17 protein-coding genes are annotated in these 17902 nt (G+C 72.5%); 7 read left to right on the top strand and 10 right to left on the bottom strand.

The features are described from left to right. Window positions 1-4: 4 nt before the first annotated feature. From H295_RS0115910 to H295_RS0115900, 3 genes are all read right to left on the bottom strand, one after another. Window positions 5-1270: an NAD(P)/FAD-dependent oxidoreductase gene (locus H295_RS0115910; protein WP_020136326.1), complete on the bottom strand. Its 1266-nt coding sequence runs from the start codon at window positions 1268-1270 to the stop codon at window positions 5-7. Between the two features lie 135 nt (window positions 1271-1405). Then, the gene (locus H295_RS0115905; RefSeq protein ID WP_020136325.1) at window positions 1406-2647 is read right to left on the bottom strand and encodes a deoxyguanosinetriphosphate triphosphohydrolase; all 1242 of its coding nucleotides are present in this window, start codon (window positions 2645-2647) and stop codon (window positions 1406-1408) included. 56 nt (window positions 2648-2703) lie between these two features. After that, complete coding sequence (locus H295_RS0115900) at window positions 2704-3540, bottom strand: sirohydrochlorin chelatase (RefSeq protein ID WP_020136324.1); 837 nt, start codon at window positions 3538-3540, stop codon at window positions 2704-2706. A 210-nt stretch (window positions 3541-3750) separates the two neighbouring features. Between H295_RS0115900 and H295_RS0115895 the strand changes: the two genes are divergently transcribed. Further along, window positions 3751-4437 carry a SanA/YdcF family protein gene (locus tag H295_RS0115895; protein WP_020136323.1) on the top strand — a complete coding sequence of 229 codons (687 nt, stop codon included), beginning with the start codon at window positions 3751-3753 and terminating at the stop codon, window positions 4435-4437. Between the two features lie 79 nt (window positions 4438-4516). Here H295_RS0115895 and H295_RS0115890 read toward each other — a convergent pair whose 3' ends face one another. The 3 genes from H295_RS0115890 to H295_RS43270 are packed head-to-tail and all read right to left on the bottom strand — an operon-like array spanning window position 4517 to window position 8070. After that, the gene (locus H295_RS0115890) at window positions 4517-5284 is read right to left on the bottom strand and encodes an enoyl-CoA hydratase-related protein (protein WP_020136322.1); all 768 of its coding nucleotides are present in this window, start codon (window positions 5282-5284) and stop codon (window positions 4517-4519) included. Between the two features lie 12 nt (window positions 5285-5296). Beyond that, window positions 5297-6544 carry a membrane protein gene (locus H295_RS0115885; RefSeq protein WP_020136321.1) on the bottom strand — a complete coding sequence of 416 codons (1248 nt, stop codon included), beginning with the start codon at window positions 6542-6544 and terminating at the stop codon, window positions 5297-5299. Next, window positions 6541-8070 carry an amino acid adenylation domain-containing protein gene (locus H295_RS43270; RefSeq protein ID WP_020136320.1) on the bottom strand — a complete coding sequence of 510 codons (1530 nt, stop codon included), beginning with the start codon at window positions 8068-8070 and terminating at the stop codon, window positions 6541-6543. The genes H295_RS0115885 and H295_RS43270 overlap by 4 nt, the downstream gene beginning before the upstream one ends. 302 nt (window positions 8071-8372) lie before the next feature. Between H295_RS43270 and H295_RS0115875 the strand changes: the two genes are divergently transcribed. After that, window positions 8373-10574 (top strand): molybdopterin oxidoreductase family protein, encoded by a 2202-nt coding sequence (locus tag H295_RS0115875; protein WP_020136319.1) that lies wholly within the window; start codon window positions 8373-8375, stop codon window positions 10572-10574. Here the strand turns inward: H295_RS0115875 and H295_RS43265 are convergent. Then, a complete protein-coding gene (locus H295_RS43265) occupies window positions 10534-10998 on the bottom strand; it encodes a gamma-glutamylcyclotransferase family protein (protein WP_020136318.1) in 465 nt (154 codons plus the stop codon). The two genes, H295_RS0115875 and H295_RS43265, sit on opposite strands and share 41 nt — an antisense overlap. Before the next feature lie 130 nt (window positions 10999-11128). Here H295_RS43265 and H295_RS0115865 point away from each other — a divergent pair, with 130 nt between their 5' ends. The 3 genes from H295_RS0115865 (at window position 11129) to H295_RS0115855 (ending at window position 14205) form a co-directional block, all read left to right on the top strand. Further along, window positions 11129-12784, top strand: coding sequence for a M4 family metallopeptidase (locus H295_RS0115865; protein ID WP_020136317.1), 1656 nt, complete (start codon window positions 11129-11131; stop codon window positions 12782-12784). Between the two features lie 79 nt (window positions 12785-12863). After that, the gene (locus H295_RS0115860; protein WP_020136316.1) at window positions 12864-13211 is read left to right on the top strand and encodes a hypothetical protein; all 348 of its coding nucleotides are present in this window, start codon (window positions 12864-12866) and stop codon (window positions 13209-13211) included. 94 nt (window positions 13212-13305) lie between these two features. Further along, window positions 13306-14205 (top strand): aminoglycoside phosphotransferase family protein, encoded by a 900-nt coding sequence (locus H295_RS0115855; RefSeq protein WP_020136315.1) that lies wholly within the window; start codon window positions 13306-13308, stop codon window positions 14203-14205. A 27-nt stretch (window positions 14206-14232) separates the two neighbouring features. Here H295_RS0115855 and H295_RS0115850 read toward each other — a convergent pair whose 3' ends face one another. Then, window positions 14233-14847: an NADPH-dependent FMN reductase gene (locus H295_RS0115850; protein WP_020136314.1), complete on the bottom strand. Its 615-nt coding sequence runs from the start codon at window positions 14845-14847 to the stop codon at window positions 14233-14235. Between the two features lie 279 nt (window positions 14848-15126). On the opposite strand from H295_RS0115850, the gene H295_RS0115845 reads away from it, so the two are divergent. Both H295_RS0115845 and H295_RS0115840 read left to right on the top strand, forming a co-directional pair. Then, complete coding sequence (locus H295_RS0115845; RefSeq protein WP_020136313.1) at window positions 15127-15648, top strand: hypothetical protein; 522 nt, start codon at window positions 15127-15129, stop codon at window positions 15646-15648. Between the two features lie 111 nt (window positions 15649-15759). Next, a complete protein-coding gene (locus H295_RS0115840; protein WP_020136312.1) occupies window positions 15760-16392 on the top strand; it encodes a class F sortase in 633 nt (210 codons plus the stop codon). Window positions 16393-16434: 42 nt separating this feature from the next. Here H295_RS0115840 and cpt read toward each other — a convergent pair whose 3' ends face one another. Both cpt and H295_RS0115830 read right to left on the bottom strand, forming a co-directional pair. Next, on the bottom strand, window positions 16435-16980 hold the full coding sequence (cpt, locus tag H295_RS0115835; RefSeq protein WP_020136311.1) for a chloramphenicol phosphotransferase CPT: 546 nt from the start codon (window positions 16978-16980) through the stop codon (window positions 16435-16437). 15 nt (window positions 16981-16995) lie between these two features. Continuing rightward, a complete protein-coding gene (locus H295_RS0115830) occupies window positions 16996-17778 on the bottom strand; it encodes a sulfite exporter TauE/SafE family protein (RefSeq protein ID WP_028809405.1) in 783 nt (260 codons plus the stop codon). Between the last annotated feature and the right edge of the window lie 124 nt (window positions 17779-17902).

Raw genomic sequence — 17902 nt, 5'->3', positions numbered from 1 at the left:
ACACCTACGGGACGAGGCTTTCGAGCGGAACGTGCGGGTCCGCCAGCGCCTCGGTGTCCACCCGGGTCCCGGACCGGATCAGTCCCTGGATCGGCTCCGTGACGTCCCACACGTTGACGTTCATCCCGGCCAGCACACGGCCCTGCTTCACCCAGAACGCGATGAACTCGCGCTTGCCGGCGTCTCCCCGGATCACCACTTCGTCGTAGGAGCCCGGGGGTGCCCAGCCGCTGTACTCCATGCCCAGGTCGTACTGGTCGGAGAAGAAATAGGGCACCCGGTCGTACGTCACCTGGCGGCCCAGCATCGCGCGGGCCGCCGCCGGGCCGCCGTTGAGGGCGTTGGCCCAGTGCTCGACCCGCAGCCGGGTGTCGAAGAGGGCGTGGTGGAAGGAGGCCACGTCACCGGCCGCGTAGATGTCCGGGTCGGAGGTGCGCAGTTGTTCGTCCACCGCGATGCCGCCGCCGTGCGCCCGGTCCACCAGCTCGAGACCCGCCTGCTCCGCGAGGGCGACCCGCGGGGCCGCGCCGACCGCCGCGAGGACGTCGTGCGCCGGGTGCTCCTCGCCGTCGTCGGTGCGGGCGGCGAGGACCATGCCGTCCTGTCCGACGATCTCGGTCAGTCTCGCCCCGAAGTGGAAGCGGACGCCGTGCTCGCGGTGCAGCTCCGCGAAGACGTTGCCGAGCTCGGGGCCGAGCACCGAGTACAGCGGGGTGGACGAGGAGGCGACGACGGTGACCTCGGCGCCGTACTCCCGGGCCGCCGCCGCGACCTCCAGGCCGATCCAGCCGGCACCGGCGATCACGAGGTGGCCGTTGTCCCGGCCGAGCGCCGCCAGGACGCCCTTGAGGCGCTCGGCGTGGGCGAGGCGCCGCAGGTGGTGGACGCCGGCCAGGTCGGTGCCGGGAATGTCCAGCCGGCGGGGTTCGGCGCCGGTGGCCAGAAGCAGCTTGTCGTAGTGGACGACGGTGCCGTCCTCGCCGAAGCGGACCGTCTTCGCCGTACGGTCGATGGCGTCGACGGTCTCGCCCAGGTGCAGCTCGATGTCGTTGCGCGCGTACCAGGCGGGTTCGTGGACGAAGACGCTGTCGCGCTCCTCCTTGCCGAGGAGGTAGCCCTTGGAGAGCGGCGGGCGCTCGTAGGGGTGGTCGCGTTCGTCGCAGATCAGTATCACGCGGCCGGTGAAGCCCTCCGTGCGGAGCGTCTCGGCCGCCTTCGCCCCGGCGAGACCTCCTCCCACGATGACAAAAGTCTGATCCGCGTCGACCACTTGATGCCTCCTCGTAAGGGTGCCGCCACCTTGGAGCCTCCCGCACGGAGCGTGAGGGGGGAAGAGGGAGTGGCCCGATCAGGCCACGGAGGGTCACCTTCGGGCTCGTTTCCCGTCACTCCTGTCGCGTGCTTTCTACACGTGCCCCATGAGACGCGCATGAAGCGAGCGCGCCGACGCGTCGGTGAGGGACGCGATCTGGTCGACGATCACCCGCTTGCGGGCACGGTCGTCGGACGCCTGGTCGAACAGTGCCCGGAACTGCGGGTCGAGCCCGTCCGGGGCGCGGACGGTGAGCGCCTCGGCGAGTTCCGCGACCACGATGCGCTGGTCGGCCCGCAGCCGCTCCTGCTCGGCGCGCTGCATGACGTACCGGTCGGCGACGGCCTTGAGGACCGCACACTCAAGCCGGGTCTCGTGCGGTACGACGAGCTCGGCGCCGTATCTGGTGAGCCGCCCGGTGCCGTACCGCTCGCGGGTGGCGGCCTCGGCGGACAGGCAGAAGCGGCCGATGAGCTGGCTGGTGGCGTCCTTGAGGCGGGCCTGGGCGACGGCGGAGCCGTCGTAGCCGTGCGGCCACCACTCCTGGTCCTGGAGCCGGTCGAGGGCCGCCGCGAGCTCCGCCGGGTCGGTGTCGGCGGGGACGTACCGGCCGAGGGCCACCTCGAAGACGGCCGCGCGTTCCGGTTCGGCGTGCAGGCTGCCGGGGTCGATGTGGCCGGCGTGCAGCCCGTCCTCGACGTCGTGCACGGAGTACGCCACGTCGTCGGACCAGTCCATGACCTGGGCCTCGAAGGTGGTGCGGGTGTCGGGGGCGTCCTTGCGGATCCAGTCGAAGACGGGACGGTCGTCCTCGTACACGCCGAACTTCCGGGTGCCGTGCGCGCCGCGCGCCCAGGGGTACTTGGTGGCCGCGTCGAGGGTGGCCCGCGTGAGGTTCAGGCCCACCGAGCCCTCCTCGGTGAAGCGTTTGGGCTCGATGCGGGTGAGGAGCCGCAGGGACTGGGCGTTGCCCTCGAAGCCGCCGCAGTCGTCGGCGAACTCGTTCAGCGCCTGTTCGCCGTTGTGACCGAACGGGGGGTGGCCGAGGTCGTGGGCGAGACAGGCGGCCTCCACGAGGTCCGGGTCGCAGCCGAGGGCCGCGCCGAGCTCACGGCCGACCTGGGCGCATTCCAGGGAGTGGGTGAGGCGGGTGCGGGGGCTGGCGTCCCAGACCTGGCTGAGGGAGCCCGGTGTGACGACCTGCGTCTTGCCGGCGAGCCTTCTGAGTGCGGCGGAGTGGAGGATGCGGGCGCGGTCGCGTTGGAAGGCGGTGCGGCCGGGGCGCTTGTCGGGTTCGGGGGCCCAGCGTTCGGTGGACTGCGGGTCGTACGGCATGTCTTGACAGTACGGGCAGGTACCGACAATTCGCCGGTGCGGCTGCCGGGTTCCGGTTATATGGCGAGTGCGGGCAGTTTGTGGCTGGTCGCGCCCCGCGGCGGAGCCGCAAGTTGACACAGCCCCGTGCCCCTCAGGTCGGTGACCTGGTCGTAGCGGTGCAGGATCAGGTCCGTCATTGCGGGGTGCGTGCCCAGGGGCGCTGATGCGATCCACGGGGCCTTCTCCGCGCACTGCCTCGCGAACAGGCCCGGAGCTGTGAAGTACGAGGCGACCGCGACCCTGTGGCGGCCCCTTGCCGTCAGCGCCCTGATCGCCGTCTCGACCGTCGGGGTCGCCGCCGAGGCGTACGCCGGGACCACCGGGACGCCCAGGCGGTCGGACAGGAGCTGGGCCGTGCGGCGGGTGTCCGCGGCCGACTCCGGGTCCCGGGAACCTGCCGACGCCAGGACGACCGCGCTCTCGCGTCGGGTCTCCTCGTCCGTCCCGGTGTGCCAGCCCGCTTCCACCAGACGGGCGTGCAGGGTGTCCACCAGAAGGGGATGCGGGCCCAGTGGAGCGGCCACGCGCGTGCGTGCCCGGGAGGCGGCCGCCATCTCGGGGATGTCGCGCTTCACGTGGTAGCCGCGGGAGAGGAGCAGCGGGACCAGGACCGCCTCCGCCGTACCCAGGGAGGCCAGCGTGTCCGGCAGGAGGGGTTCGTTGAGCTCGATGTGGCCCAGGTGGACCGGCAGGCCGGGGCGCCGGTCGCGGACCTGGTCGAGGAGGTCGTGAACCGTGGCGAGGGTGCGCGGGTCGCGGCTGCCGTGGGCCACCAGGACGAGGGCGGGCGGCTCGGGGCGGCGCCTGTCGTCGAGGGAGACGAGGCCGGGCTGGCTGCTGATCCGGTTCATGCAGTGATGGTGGCGGTTGGAGGTTGCCTCCCCGTTTCACGGCAATAACGTGGCCTTTCAGGGGCTTCACGGTCCGCGGGGGCGCCGTGTGAGGTCGTGTGACCTGCGTTTTCGCGGTGGTGAGTGAGTCTGGTCACGTCGGGGTGGGCGAACCGGACCGTCCGGCGGGACGTCCTGGTTGTCGGAAAGACGACCGGGAGGGACCGTCCGATGCGACTGCCGAAGGTGCGCCGCCCGCGTCTGCCCCGCACGCGTGCCGGGCGGCGCAGGCTGGTGCAGGCCGTGATGGCGGGGTGTGTGCTCGCGTTGCTGCCGTCGACGTGGCTGTACGTCTCGACGCAGGGCCGGCTGGGGACGGCGGCCGACGCGCCCCGTACCGACGTGGCCGTCGTGTTCGGGGCCGGGCTGTGGGACGGCGAGCCGTCGCCGTACCTCGCCCACCGGCTCGACGCGGCGGCGACGCTGTACCGGGACGGGCGGATCAGGGCCGTCCTCGTCACCGGGGACAACAGCCGCGAGGACTACGACGAGCCCGACGCCATGCGCGCCTACCTGACCCGGCACGGCGTCCCGGACACCCGGATCGTCAGCGACTACGCGGGCTTCGACACCTGGGACTCGTGCGTCCGGGCCCGGAAGATCTTCGGCGTGGACAGGGCGGTGCTGATCAGTCAGGGCTTCCACATCCGGCGCGCGGTCGCGCTCTGCGAGGCGGCGGGGATCTCCTCGTACGGCGTCAGCGTGTCCGCCAAGCACGACGTCACCTGGTACTACGGCGGCACCCGGGAGATCTTCGCGGCGGGCAAGGCGGCTCTGGACGCGGTGTTCCGTCCGGACCCACGGTTCCTCGGCCCGAAGGAGCCGGGCGTGACGAACGCGCTGGCCTCCGCGCGCTGAGCGTCGGAGGTGCACCTCGTGCCACAGGGCGGACGGGACCCGGGTGCGGGCGTGACACGTCCCGCACCCGGGTCCGCCGTCACCGGCCGGTGAAGCGTGGGGCGCGTTTCTCCAGGAACGCGGTCATGCCCTCCTTCTGGTCCGCGGTCGCGAACAGGGCGTGGAAGACCCGGCGTTCGAAGCGGATGCCGTCCCGCAGGCCCGTCTCCAGGGACTGGTTCACGCACTCACGGGCCGCCCGGACCGCCGTGCGCCCGTACGAGGCGATGGTGGCCGCCGCCTCCAGGGCCTCCGGCAGGACCCGGTCGTCCGGTACGACCCGGGAGACGAGGCCGCAGCGCCCCGCCTCCCGCGCGTCCATCGTGCGCCCGGTGAGGACCAGGTCCATCGCCGTGGCCCTGCCGACCAGCCGGGTCAGGCGCTGGGTGCCGCCGATGCCGGGGATCACGCCCAGCTTGATCTCGGGTTGCCCGAAGACCGCGGACTCCCCCGCAATGACGAGGTCGCACATCATCGCCAGTTCGCAACCGCCGCCCAGCGCGGGGCCGTTGACGGCGGCGATCTTCGGGGTGCGCAGGTCGGCGAACTCCTCCCAGTCGGCGAAGTAATCCTCCTCCGCCATCTCCACGGCCGACTTCCCGGCCATCTCCCTGATGTCGGCGCCCGCCGCGAAGACCCGCTCCGAGCCGGTGACGACGAAGCAGCCCACCTCCGGATCGGTGTCCAACGGGCGCAGGGTGTCAAGGAGTTCGGCCAGCAGCGCGGAACTGAGCGCGTTGCGCACATGCGGACGGTGCAGGCGTACGGTCACGACCGCGCCGTGCCGTTCGAGCTTCAGGTGGTTCATCGTCGTCCCTCTCTACGAGTCCCAGATCGCGCCGTACGCCGGGATGCCCCGCCGTTCCAGGCCGTGCACCACCTGCCAGGTGAGCTTCTTGTTGGAGATGCAGATGACGGCCTCGGCCCCGAAGTCCCGGTAGGCCTCGTAGGCGAGGCGCACCATGTCGGGTTTGCCGTGCCGGGAGGTGTCCCAGACCAGGGCGTGCGGCTGGACGGCGAGGATCTCGTCGACCAGGGCGTCGCCGTAGGTGGTGCGGGGGTCGCGGGTGGCCCAGACCAGGCGGGAGGGCACCTCGGCGGCGAGGAGGTGGGGCAGACAGGGGCCGATGCCGCTGCCGGTCGCCACGTACACCACCTTCGTGAACAGGGTCTCGATGTTGGCGACCCCGGCGGTGGTGATGCCCTTGACCCAGACTTTCGGCGGCAGGTCGTCGATGAAGGCGCCGGTCCAGTCGCCGGCCCGGGAGATGGTGAGCCGGAAGCCGGGCTCGCCGGGGGCGGGGACGTTGGCGAAGGAGTGCCACTCCCTCAGTGGACTGCGGCTGATCGCGGTGGAGGAGCCGGCGAAGGGGGTCTCGCCGTGGTCGAAGCGGGCCAGCACCACGTGCGGGGACGGTCGTTCGAGGCGTATGGCGACCTTGCGCAGCCGCAGCCAGGGCAGGGCCACGCTGAAGGTGACGACCGCGAGGACGGTCACCTCGAAGGGGCCGTGGGCGGCGAGGAGCGTGTGCGTCCAGAAGAGGACCAGGGCGGTCCAGCCGCCGAAGCGGTGGATCTTCTCGAAGTGGTCGTGGTGACGGGAGCGGAAAGGCGGCAGGGCGGTGGCGACGACGAGCGCCAGGAGGGCGATCAGTGTCCAACCGACCGTCATGAGGGGGCCGTCGGGGGTGGCGATCGTCAGGGCAAGGAACCAGGCCGTGCCTGCCAGTGCTCCGCCCACGTGCAGTCCGCCGAAGTGGTACACCTTCCCGAGCGTCCAGCGGATCCGCAGCGGCCAGCTCGTCGGGGGCCGAGTGGCCAGCCTGAAGAAGAGGTTGACGACGTACTGCTGGCGGACGAGCACGGCCAGGGCCAGGTTGACGAGGGCCGCGCGGCCCATGGTCGCCGGAGTGGGCGCCCAACCGGCGTACAGGAAGCCGAGGTTCGCGGCGACCACCAGGGCGGCCAGCCGGTTGTAGTGCATCAGGCGCGGGTGCTTGAGCAGTCGCCGGACGCCGGGGAGCAGCGGGGGGAGGTCGACCGTGTCCCGGTCGAGGGACGTGGTCATCGGACCGCCCCCTGAAGGGACTCGCCGTGCAGGGCCAGCCGCAGCAGGGCCGCCTTGTCGATCTTGCCGCGGTCCGTCTCCGGCAGGAATGGCAGGGGCATGACATTTTCGGGGACGCAGTAGTACGGCAGCGCGTCCGCGACCGCCCGCCGGGCCCGGTCGGGGTCGACGTCCGCCGGGCAGACGAAGGAGACCAGGGTGCGGGCGTCCTGCCTGAGGGTGACCGCTCGGGCGCAGCCCTCGACGGACTCCAGGACAGAGGAGACGGAGTCGAGTTCGATACGGAAGCCGCGGACCTTGACCTGGTCGTCGGTGCGGCCGAGGTGTTCGAGCTGCCCGTCGGCGGTCCAGCGGCCGAGGTCCCGGGTGCGGAACATGCGGTGATCGCCGCCGAGGAAGGGATCGGGGGCGTAGCGCTCGGCGTTCAGCGCCGGGTTGTCCAGATAGCCCGCCGAGACGCAGGCGCCACCCGCCCACATCTCGCCGACCGCCCCGATGGGCAGCGGACGCCGGTCGGCGTCGAGGACGTAGACCGTGTTGTTGGGGGTCGGGCGGCCGATGGTCAGCAGCGGAGCCTTCGGGTCGTGGCGGCTCATGGTGTTGACGATGGTCGTCTCGGTGGGGCCGCAGCAGTTGTGGAAGGCGGCCCGCGCGGCCCAGCGGTCGGCGAGCGGGCGCGGGCAGGGCTCCCCGGCGACGGCGACCGTGCGGACGCGCGGGCAGGCGGCCGGGTCGATCCCGGACAGCACGGTCGGGGTGGCGATCAGGACGTCGGCGGTCCTGGCCGTGGCCGTGAGGTCCCGGCCGCGGATGACGAGGGTGCCGCCGTGGGTGAGGCAGCCGAGGATCTCCCAGGCCGCCATGTCGAAGGCCACGTTCAGGAGCTGGGCCACCCGGTCGCCGGGGCGGATGCCGAGGCCGCCCGGTTCGGTGAGGAGGAGGTTGGCCACGTTGCGGTGGGTCACCATCACGCCGTTGGGGCGGCCGGTGGTGCCCGAGGTGAACAGGACGTAGCAGCCGTCGTCCGGGCGGACGGCCCGTGCGGGTGCGCCGGCCGGCTCGTACGGCAGCGGTTCGTCGAGGGTGATCACGTGCGGGCCCCGGGGGACGCGGGCCGCGTGCTCGGCGACGGTGAGGACGATCCGGGTGCCGGCCGCGCCGATCACATGGGCGAGCTGGGGCGCGGGGGTGAGGCCGATGTCCTGGGGGACGTAGGCGGCGCCCGCCTTCAGGATGCCGAGCAGGCCGACGAGCATCGGGACGGAACGGCGTACGAAGAGTCCGACGTGGTCGCCGGGCCGTACGCCCTCACGGATCAGGCGGGCGGCGAGCGCGTCGGCGTACCGGTCGAGCTCGCCGTAGGTGATCGTCGCTCCCGCGTGTTCCGCCGCCACGGCGTGCGGGGCCGCTGCGGCCCGGCGTTCGACGGCGCGGTGGACGAGCGGGTCGGGTACAGGGACGGCGGGACCGTGGCCGTAGGCCCGGAAGAGGTGGTGGTCGCGGGGGGTCAGCGGGCGCAGAGACATGCCGGGGGAACCTCCTGGCTGGCTTCTCGCATGACGGGGTGCCTGGCGCCAAGCTGGATCCGCGCTCGACTGTAGTAGCGGTTTTTCAACTCTCAACAAGGCGTGACCGGCCAACTACGCGAGAAAACGCGCCACATGTGGTGTCTTTCACATCGCAGGCACCTTCCGTACCGTCCGGCGGCGACCACCGGGCGGACGAGTCCGTGCCTCACGGCTTCCCGGCGCCGGAGAGGAGGTCGCCGTCTTGGGTGCGTAACACGGGGCCGTCCCCGGCGTAACACGGCCGAAGCACGCTGAGAGACATGCCGAACTCCCCGACGCCCACGCACTGCCCGTACTGCGCCCTCCAGTGCGGGATGAACCTGACCCCCGCCCCGGACGGGACCGTCGAGGTCGGTGAGCGCGCGGACTTCCCGGTGAACCGGGGCGCACTGTGCGGCAAGGGCCGTACGGCGCCCGCGGTGCTGTCCTCCCGGGTGCGCCTGACCTCCCCGTTGGTGCGCTCCGGCGGCACACTCGTGCCCGCGACCTGGGACGAGGCACTGGACCGGATCGCCGGGGGGCTGGCCCGCACGCGCTCGGAACATGGCCCGGACGCGTGCGGGGTCTTCGGCGGGGGCGGCCTCACCAACGAGAAGGCGTACACGCTCGGCAAGTTCGCCCGGGTCGTCCTCGGCACCTCGCAGATCGACTACAACGGCCGCTTCTGCATGTCGTCCGCGGCGGCCGGCGGCATGAAGGCCTTCGGCCTGGACCGCGGGCTGCCCTTCCCGTTGGAGGACATCCCGAAGTCCGGCTGTGTGATCCTCGTCGGCTCCAACCTCGCCGAGACCATGCCGCCCGCCCTGCGGTTCTTCACCGAGCTGAAGGAGAGCGGCGGCACCCTGATCGTCATCGACCCGCGCCGGACCAGGACCGCCGAGCAGGCCGACCTGCATCTGATGCCGCGGCCCGGCACCGACCTCGCCCTCGCGCTGGGTCTGCTGCACCTGGTGGTGGCGGAGGGCCGGGTCGACGAGGAGTACGTCCGTGAGCGCACGGTCGGCTGGGAGGACGCGCGGGCTGCCGCGATGGCCCACTGGCCGGAGTACGTCGAACGGATCACCGGTGTGCCGGTTCCCCAACTCCGTGAGACGGTACGGCTGTTCTGCGAGCCGGAGGCCGCGATGGTGCTCACCGCGCGCGGGCCTGAGCAGCAGTCCAAGGGCACCGACACCGTGAGCGCCTGGATCAACCTGTGCCTGGCGACCGGGCGCGCGGGACGGCCGTCCAGCGGATACGGCTGTCTGACCGGGCAGGGCAACGGACAGGGCGGGCGTGAACACGGCCAGAAGGCCGACCAGTTGCCCGGCTACCGCAAGCTGGACGACCCGGCGGCGCGGGCCCATGTCGCCGAGGTGTGGGGCGTGGACCCCGACTCGCTGCCCGGACCGGGGCGCAGCGCCTACGAGTTGCTCGACGCGCTCGGCACGGACATCAGGTCACTGCTGCTGATGGGGTCCAACCCGGTGGTGTCGGCGCCGCGTGCCGCGCACATCGAGGAGCGCATCAAGTCCCTTGATTTCCTTGCCGTCTGTGACGTGGTGCTGTCGGAGACGGCCGCCCTCGCGGACGTGGTGCTGCCCGTGACGCAGTGGGCCGAGGAGACGGGCACGACGACCAACCTGGAGGGGCGGGTGCTGCTGCGCCGCAAGGCGATCACGCCCCCGGACGGCATCCGCAGCGACCTGGAGGTCCTGCACGAACTCGCCGACCGGCTCGGGGTGGAGAAGGGCTTCCCGACCGACCCCGAGGAGGTCTTCGAGGAGCTGCGGCGGGCGAGCGCGGGCGGTCCGGCGGACTACTCCGGGATCACGTACCGGCGGCTCGCCGAGGAGAACGGGGTGTTCTGGCCCTGCCCGACGGAGGACACTGCGACGGGGGCCGGCCCGAGCGAAGACACGGCGGCGGGGCCCGGCCCGACCAGGAACACCACAGCGGAGCCCTCCCCGACCGGGAACACCACAGCAGGGCCCTCCCCGGCGGAGGGCACCGCTGCGCACCCCGGCACCCCGCGGCTCTTCCTGGACCGTTTCGCCCACCCCGACGGCCGGGCCCGCTTCGTCCCGGTCTCGCACCGGGCGGCCGCGGAGGAGCCCGACGCGGAGTACCCGGTGCTGCTGACGACCGGGAGGGTCGTGGCGCAGTACCAGTCCGGCGCGCAGACCCGGCGGGTGGACGAGCTGAACGCCGCCGCGCCGGGGCCGTTCGTGGAGCTGCACCCGCGGCTCGCGGAGCGGCTCGGGGCCGGCGAGGGCGATCCGGTGGCCGTGGTCTCGCGGCGCGGGCGGGCCGTGGCCCCGGCCCGCATCACGCCCGGCATCCGCCCCGACACCGTCTTCATGCCCTTCCACTGGTACGGCGAGGGCCGCGCCAACACCCTCACCAACCCGGCGCTGGACCCGACGTCACGGATGCCGGAGTTCAAGGCGTGCGCGGTGCGGTTGGAGGCGGTGCGAGGGTAGGGCGCCGGGTGAGCCAGTCGCCGCTCCCGATCAGACTTCCCCGCGCCCGCAGGCGTACGGCGACGGCGGGCGCGGCCACGTACACCCACGCGCGCACGGGCGTCCCGTCGGCGACGCGCACGACCTCGCGTGCGACCCGTTCGTAGAGGTTGCGCGGGTCTCCCGGGCGGTACTCCTCCAACTCGTCGAGAGCGGTGAGCAGTTCGTCGTACTCCCCGGGGTCCGCGGTGACGAGCTCCCCGCACACCGGTCCGCCCTGCGGCTCCTCGACGACGTACGGGTACCCGGGGCCGTCGTAGAGCAGGGCTCCGGGCAGCCGGCCCGGTTCCTCGGAGCGGACGCGGCCGCGCAGGAAGAGGTCGTGGTTGACCTCGCCGGGGCGAAGGGTGCCGTAGACGAAGAACGGGAGTCGTGCAGGGGTCACAGAAACGATTCTCTCCCCTCACACACCTGCACGTGACGCGGTATGGACACGGCTTGTCATGGCCTCTTAAATCTTCGTCAACGTCCGCGCCACCCCCACGCGCCCCACTGGCGCCGTTCTGAGGAGACCGATGAGTCGGATACGGCCGTACGTCCGAGGTGCCCGTTCCCGCCGGCTCGCCACCGCCGGAGTGGCCGCCACCGCAGCCACCCTGCTGGCCGCCGCCCTCTCCCCCGCCGCAGGAGCCGCCGAGCGGCCCACCAGGGCCACCGCGCTCGACAACGCGGCGTCCGTCCTGGCCGACCAGGCCTCGGCACTGGGCCTCACCTCCGCACAGCGCACCAAGGTCCGTGACGTGATCGTCGACCCCGACGGCACCCAGCACGTCCGCTACGACCGCACCTACCGTCAACTGCCCGTTCTGGGCGGTGACTTCGTCGTCCACCTGGCACCCGACGGGGCGTACAGGAGCTCCTCCCGCGCCACGAGATCCGCCATCTCCCTGTCGAGCGTCACCCCCGCCCTGTCCGCCCCCAAGGCCGCCGACCTCGCGGCGAACGCGCTCAAGGCGGCCAACCTCGGCGAGACGCTGAAGAAGCTCACCGCCAAGCCGCAGCTGGTCGTCGACGCCCTGCACGGGGCGCCGAAGCTGGCCTGGCGGACGAACGCGGCCGCCCAGGACTCGCTCGGCAACCCGGTCGCCCGGACCGTCCTCACCGACGCCCGCACGGGGGCCCAGATCGACGCCTGGGACAGCATCGAACAGGCCGCCGGAGACGGGAAGTCGCTGTACAGCGGCACGGTCGCGCTGAACACGACCCAGTCCGGATCGACGTACCAGCTCAAGGACGCGACGCGCGGGAACACCTACACCGGGGACGCCGCCAACAAGACGGACCTGTGCTTCCTGAACATCTGCTTCAGCCGGGCCCCCGCGACCCTGTTCACCGACGCCGACAACCACTGGGGCACGGGGGCGACTTCGGACCGGGCCACGGCGGCGGTGGACGCGCAGTACGGGACCGACGTCACCTGGGACTACTACAAGAACGTCCACGGGCGGAACGGCATCGGCGGCGACGGCAAGGGCTCCTACAACCGCGTCCACTACGGCAACGCCTACAACAACGCCTTCTGGGACGACAGTTGCTTCTGCATGACGTACGGCGACGGTGACGGGACGCAGCTCGGCCCGCTCGTGTCGCTGGACGTGGCGGGGCACGAGATGTCGCACGGCGTGACGTCGAAGACGGCGGCGCTGACGTACTCCGGCGAGTCCGGCGGGCTCAACGAGGCGACCTCCGACATCTTCGGCAGCCTGGTGGAGTTCTACGCGGGCAACTCCTCGGACGCCGGTGACTACCTGATCGGCGAGAAGATCGTCCGCTCCGGGTTCGGCCGGGACGCCCTGCGCTACATGGACAAGCCCTCCAAGGACGGCAACTCCGAGGACGCGTGGAGCAGTTCGGTGGGCAACCTCGACGTCCACTACTCCTCCGGGGTCGCCAACCACTTCGCGTACCTGCTCGCGGAGGGCAGCGGCCCCAAGACCATCAACGGCGTCAGCTACAACTCCCCCACCTCCAACGGCTCCACGGTCACCGGCATCGGCCGGGACAAGCTGGGCGCGATCTGGTACCGGGCGCTGACGGTCTACATGACGTCCTCGACGAACTACGCGGGGGCGCGCACGGCCACCCTGAACGCGGCGAAGGACCTGTACGGCACGGGCAGCGCCGAGTACAACGCGGTGGCGGCGGCCTGGAGCGCGGTGAACGTGAACTGACGTTCCGTCGTCCCACGACGTGTGACGCGGCCGCCCCGGAGTCCGGGGCGGCCGTCCCCGTGACGGAAGGAGGCGGAAGGTGGGCGTGGACGATCCGCACATCCATGTCGAGGCGAAGGTGGTGCGCGGCGAGGCGGCCGTCCGCACCATGCTCGCGGCCACGTTCGGGATCGCCGGGGACCTGCCGAGCGTCGTCGGCACCGGGTGCGGGCTGAAGGTGCCGTACGCCATGACCTCGCCGCGGCCGGACCGGGTGACGTGTCTGGCCTGCCGGGAGCACGCCCGCGCCGAGCACGTGCGCTTCGCCGACGAGATCGAGCGCATCGGCACCCTGCCGGGGTCTGCGGTCACGTCCGCCGAGGCCAGGCAGGCGGCGGCGCGACACCGGGCCCTCGCGGAGCGGTTCTCGTCCGGCGGCGCGGGCTGAACCACGTGCCGGGGCCGGGAAAAAGCGATGGCCGCGGGTTCCGCCCCGTGGATACGCTCCACCGCCGATGCCCGCCCCCTCCCCCCGGAGCCCCATGTCGTCCCCCACGAAGATGCACGCCGACGAGCTCGACATCGACACGGAGCTGGTGCGCGGGCTGATCGCCGACCAGTTTCCGCGCTGGGGCCAACTCCCCGTCTCCCGCGTCGAGTCGGCCGGGACGGACAACGCGATGTTCCGGCTCGGGGACGACATGGTCGTACGGCTGCCGCGGTTGCCCGGCGGCGGGCACCAGGTGGAGTTCGAGCACCGGTGGCTGCCCCTGCTGGCACCCCGGCTTCCGCTCGCGGTGCCGGAGCCGCTGGCCAAGGGGGAGCCCGGCCGGGGGTACGCACTGCCCTGGGGCGTGTACCGGTGGCTGGACGGGGACAACGCCCACGACTCACCTCTCACCGAACTCACCGACGCCGCGGTGGAGTTGGGGCGGTTCGTCACCGCCTTGCGGACGGTCGACGCGACCGGCGGGCCGGCCTCCTACCGCCCCGGGCCCCTGCACCTCTTCGACGACGGCACCCGGCAGGCGATCCAGGACCTCGGCGCCGCCGGCCTTCTGGACGTGGACCGTGCGACCGCCCTCGCGGACGAGGCCGGCCGGCTGCCCGGGTGGGACGGCGCGCCGGTCTGGCTGCACGCCGACCTGCTCCCCGGCAACCTGCTCACCGTGGACGGCCGTCTCACCGCCGTCATCGACTTCGGCTGCCTCGGCATCGGGGAGCCCACCGCGGACACCCTGCCGGCCTGGACCGTGTTCACCGGCGAGAGCCGCCGGCTGTTCCGGGAGGCGGCGGAGTTCGACGACGCCACCTGGGAACGGGGACGCGCGTGGGCCCTGTGCTGGGGCGTGGGCGCGGTGCACTACTACCGGGGCGGGAAGAACCCGGTCCTGGCGGAGACGGGACAGCGGGCGATCGACGAGGCGCTCGCCGGTCACTGACCGACGTCGAGGGCGTCCGGCCGGGCCTCACCGGGCGTAGGGCGTCGCCGCCCTCCCCTCCCTCAGCACCCTGCCCCACCACACCAGCTGGTCCAGCATCGTCTTCGCCGCCGCGTCCGGTCCCGAGGGGTCCTTCGGGCGGCCGTCCTCGAACGACGAACCGGCGTTGTGGAAGCTCACCGTGTCCCGCACCGTCACCGCGTGCAGCTCGGCGAAGACCTGGCGCAGGTGTTCCACGGCCCGGAGCCCGCCCGAGACGCCGCCGTAGGAGACGAGGGCCACCGGCTTGGCCTGCCACTCGGTGACGTGCCAGTCGACGAGGTTCTTCAGGCCCGCCGGGAAGGAGTGGTTGTACTCGGGGGTGAGGACCACGAACGCGTCGGCCGACGCGAGTTTCGGGGTGACGGCGGAGGGCGCCGGAGGGGAGGCGAACGACATGGGCAGGTCGGCCTCGGCCACGTCCACGACCTCGGCGACCAGGTCGTCACGGTCGCGCAGGTGGCCGAGAAGCCAGTCGGCGACGACCGGGCCGAAGCGGCCGTGCCGGTTGCTGCCGATGACGAGGGCGACGCGAAGCGGAGCGGTGCCTGTGTGAGCGGTGTCCGTGTGAGCGGTGTCCGTGTGAGCGGTGTCTGTCTGCATGGAGGACAGCCTGATACCTCGACCAAAGTTGAGGTCAAGCGAGCGCGGCGCCGGGAGCGTCACCCGTTCACACGCGCGTGCCGCACCCTTCCGGTTCTCGACCGCGACCCCTCCGCCGTACGGCGGTGACCTGCTGAAACTCCGGCCACCCCACCGAGCCGCGCGCGGATCTGACACCCGTTCACCGTATTTCTGACGTCCCCTCAGGAAGCGGTCCGGGCTCACTGCCACTTACCTCGAAGGCACAGGGATCCCCACCCGAGAGCTCGAGGGAGCACCATGCGCACCACCGTCCGCCTGCTCACCGGCAGCGCGCTCGCCGTCGCCGCTGCGGGACTCGTCTGCGCGCCGGCCCACGCCGAGGACGCGGGGGGACTGGGGGTCCTCCCGTCCTCGGTGGTGCCGGGCGGGCAGGTCACCGTGACCACGGCGGCGTGCGGCGACGACGGTGCGGCGGCCGGTGACGCCAGCGCGGTGGGCGCGGGCCCGTTCACGCTGGCGCCCAGCACGCACGGCGGCGACACGACCGGAGGGTTCCGGGTGCCGCCGAGCGCGCAGCCGGGAACGTACGAGATCGTCGCGACCTGCGCGCAGAGCGGGCGGCGGGTGACCGGTGACCTGGTGGTGACGCTGACCTCGCAGCGGCAGCCGGTGCATCCCCGGGGAAGTGTGAAGACGGGGGTCGGTGGCGCGCTCGGCCCCGACCCCGTGCAGACCGCGGGCGGCGTGGCGGCTCTCGCCGTCGCCGCCGCGGGCGGTACCTGGCTCCTGCATCGCCGGGCGAGAGGCGACGGGATGTGACGGACACCCTCCGCTGTCCGTCCGCCGGTACCGCATGTCCCCTCCCCCTCCGGGTCCGACGCCCCTCGCGGCCCGGAGGGGGACGGGCAGGCCGGCCGTAGAGGAGGTCCTGTGCGCAACCGAGGACTCGGGAACACCGCGATAGCCGGGGTGACCGTGATGGCCCTGTGCAGCGGCGCGTGGCTGCTGCACAGCGGCAACGAGACGCACGCCCCGCCGCAGCCGTCGGCCGCCCAGGCGCGGTCCGCCCGGGGCGGTGGCGCCGGGCGGGACGCGGCGCCCGCGCTGCCGCCGTCCCCGCCGGACCGCATCCGCGTCCCCTCGATCCGGGTGGACGCGCCCCTGATGGGCCTCGCCCTCACCCGCACCGGCAGTCTCGACGTCCCGCCGGCCGCGAAGAAGAACCTGGCCGGCTGGTACGAGGCCGGCACCACTCCCGGCGAGAAGGGCACCGCGATCGTCGCCGGGCACGTGGACAACGCCGAGGGGCCCGCCGTCTTCTACGACCTCGGCGCCCTCCGCAAGGGCAGTGCGATCGAGGTGGACCGGCGCGACGGCAGCGTGGCGGTGTTCACGGTGGACGCGGTCGAGGTGTACGACGCCAAGGGCTTCCCCGACGAGAAGGTGTACGGGGCGGCGGCCCGGCCCGAACTGCGGGTGATCACCTGCGGCGGCGGCTACTCACGCGCGACCGGCTACCGGGGGAACGTGGTGGTGTTCGCGCATCTGACGGGGAGCCGCTGACGGACGCTCGCGCGGTGCCGCTCACGGCTCAGGGTGCCCCGCTCACGGGGTGCCGCCCGCGACCGCCTCCGCGATGGTTCGCGCACACACCAGGGCCTCGGTGCGGGTGGTGTCCACCTCCAGGTCGTAGCTCACGCCCTGGTGGACGAGCTCCGCCTGCTTCTCGGCCATCCCCCGCGCCCGGTCGCCCCGCACGATCTCCCGGCCCGCGGCGACCTCGGCGTCGCAGCGCACGCCGACCCACAGCACGTCCAGGCCGTCGAGGCTCTTGCGCCACCGCTCCTGGGAGTGCGCACCGCCCAGGAACACGTCGTCGACGATCACCCGGGCACCCGCCCATGCCGTGGCGGCGACCCCGGCCCGCCAGGCCGCCTCCAGCCGTGCGAACTCCTCGCCGACGCTCACCCCGCCGTCCGCCGTGACGTCGATGCCCTCGTCCGAGGACTGGAGCGCGGCCGGCATCGAGTCCACGAACCCGTCGATCCCGAAGGCCAGCCAGGGCTCGGGCAGGACCGCCTGGAGACAGCGGGCGATGCCCGACTTGCCGGAGCTGGAGCCGCCGTTGAGCACGATCACCTGAGTCGTCACGGCGTCACCGTAACGTCAGGCGAGCCACTGTTCGTACGCAATATTCGCGACCAGCGCGAAGACGACGGCGAGCAGCACGACCCGGACGAACCCGCTGCCCTTCTTCAGCGCGGTGTGCGCGCCGAGGGTGCCGCCGGCGAGGTTGAACACGGCCATGAGCGCGGCGAGCTGCCACAGGACGGCCCCCTGCCAGGCGAACATCGCGAGTGCTCCCGCGTTGGTGCAGCAGTTGACGATCTTCGCGGTGGCGGAGGCGGTGACGAGGTCCAGGTGGAGGACCGCGGTGAGGGTGAGGACGAGGAAGGTGCCGGTGCCGGGGCCGATCAGACCGTCGTAGAACCCGATGCCGAGGCCGGCCAGGCCGATCGCGGCGAGGACCTGGCGGCGGTTGGCCGGGCCGGTCGCGGGGGCGGTGCCGAAGGCGGGGCGCAGGATCACGAAGGCGGCGACGCCCAGCAGCACGACCAAGATCAGCGGCTTGAGCACCTCCGTGCTCATCCCGGCCGCGAAGAACGCGCCCGCCGATGAGCCGGCGAGGGCCGCGATCCCGATGCGGACGGCGAGCCGTACGTCGACCCGTGTCCGGCGGGCGTACGTCACCGCGGCCCCCGAGGTGCCGACGATGGCGACCGCCTTGTTGGTGCCGAGCGCGTGCGCGGCCGGGGTGTGCGCGGGCAGACCGAGCAGCAGGACCGGCAGCAGCAGGAGGCCCCCGCCGCCGACCACGGCGTCGATCCAGCCCGCCGCGAGAGCCGCGAGGCACAGGAGAACGACCGTGGTCAGCGATATGTCCGGCATGATCGTGACCCTACGGGACGCCATTCGTGGGTCCTGCACCTACCTGGGCTCGGGGACCCCTCACCGCCGCATCCACCTGCGCGCGGGCGTCCTCACAGCGCTCCCCCGGCGTCCCTGCCGAACC

It is taken from the genome of Streptomyces sp. 351MFTsu5.1 (assembly GCF_000383655.1).
Taxonomy (GTDB): domain Bacteria; phylum Actinomycetota; class Actinomycetes; order Streptomycetales; family Streptomycetaceae; genus Streptomyces; species Streptomyces griseorubiginosus.
Note: the sequence above shows the minus strand (reverse complement) of the source record. Positions and strands in the feature narration are given on the sequence as shown.

What these genes read in the sequence shown, in the direction of transcription:
- H295_RS43270 (WP_020136320.1), bottom strand. Translation starts at nt 8,070, where the DNA reads ATGTCTCTGCGCCCGCTGACCCCCCGCGACCACCACCTCTTCCGGGCC.
- H295_RS0115855 (WP_020136315.1), top strand. Translation starts at nt 13,306, where the DNA reads ATGTCGTCCCCCACGAAGATGCACGCCGACGAGCTCGACATCGACACG.
- H295_RS0115885 (WP_020136321.1), bottom strand. Translation starts at nt 6,544, where the DNA reads ATGACCACGTCCCTCGACCGGGACACGGTCGACCTCCCCCCGCTGCTC.
- H295_RS0115905 (WP_020136325.1), bottom strand. Translation starts at nt 2,647, where the DNA reads ATGCCGTACGACCCGCAGTCCACCGAACGCTGGGCCCCCGAACCCGAC.
- H295_RS0115865 (WP_020136317.1), top strand. Translation starts at nt 11,129, where the DNA reads ATGAGTCGGATACGGCCGTACGTCCGAGGTGCCCGTTCCCGCCGGCTC.
- H295_RS0115845 (WP_020136313.1), top strand. Translation starts at nt 15,127, where the DNA reads ATGCGCACCACCGTCCGCCTGCTCACCGGCAGCGCGCTCGCCGTCGCC.
- H295_RS0115830 (WP_028809405.1), bottom strand. Translation starts at nt 17,778, where the DNA reads ATGCCGGACATATCGCTGACCACGGTCGTTCTCCTGTGCCTCGCGGCT.
- H295_RS0115890 (WP_020136322.1), bottom strand. Translation starts at nt 5,284, where the DNA reads ATGAACCACCTGAAGCTCGAACGGCACGGCGCGGTCGTGACCGTACGC.
- H295_RS0115895 (WP_020136323.1), top strand. Translation starts at nt 3,751, where the DNA reads ATGCGACTGCCGAAGGTGCGCCGCCCGCGTCTGCCCCGCACGCGTGCC.
- H295_RS0115850 (WP_020136314.1), bottom strand. Translation starts at nt 14,847, where the DNA reads ATGCAGACAGACACCGCTCACACGGACACCGCTCACACGGACACCGCT.
- H295_RS0115900 (WP_020136324.1), bottom strand. Translation starts at nt 3,540, where the DNA reads ATGAACCGGATCAGCAGCCAGCCCGGCCTCGTCTCCCTCGACGACAGG.
- H295_RS0115875 (WP_020136319.1), top strand. Translation starts at nt 8,373, where the DNA reads ATGCCGAACTCCCCGACGCCCACGCACTGCCCGTACTGCGCCCTCCAG.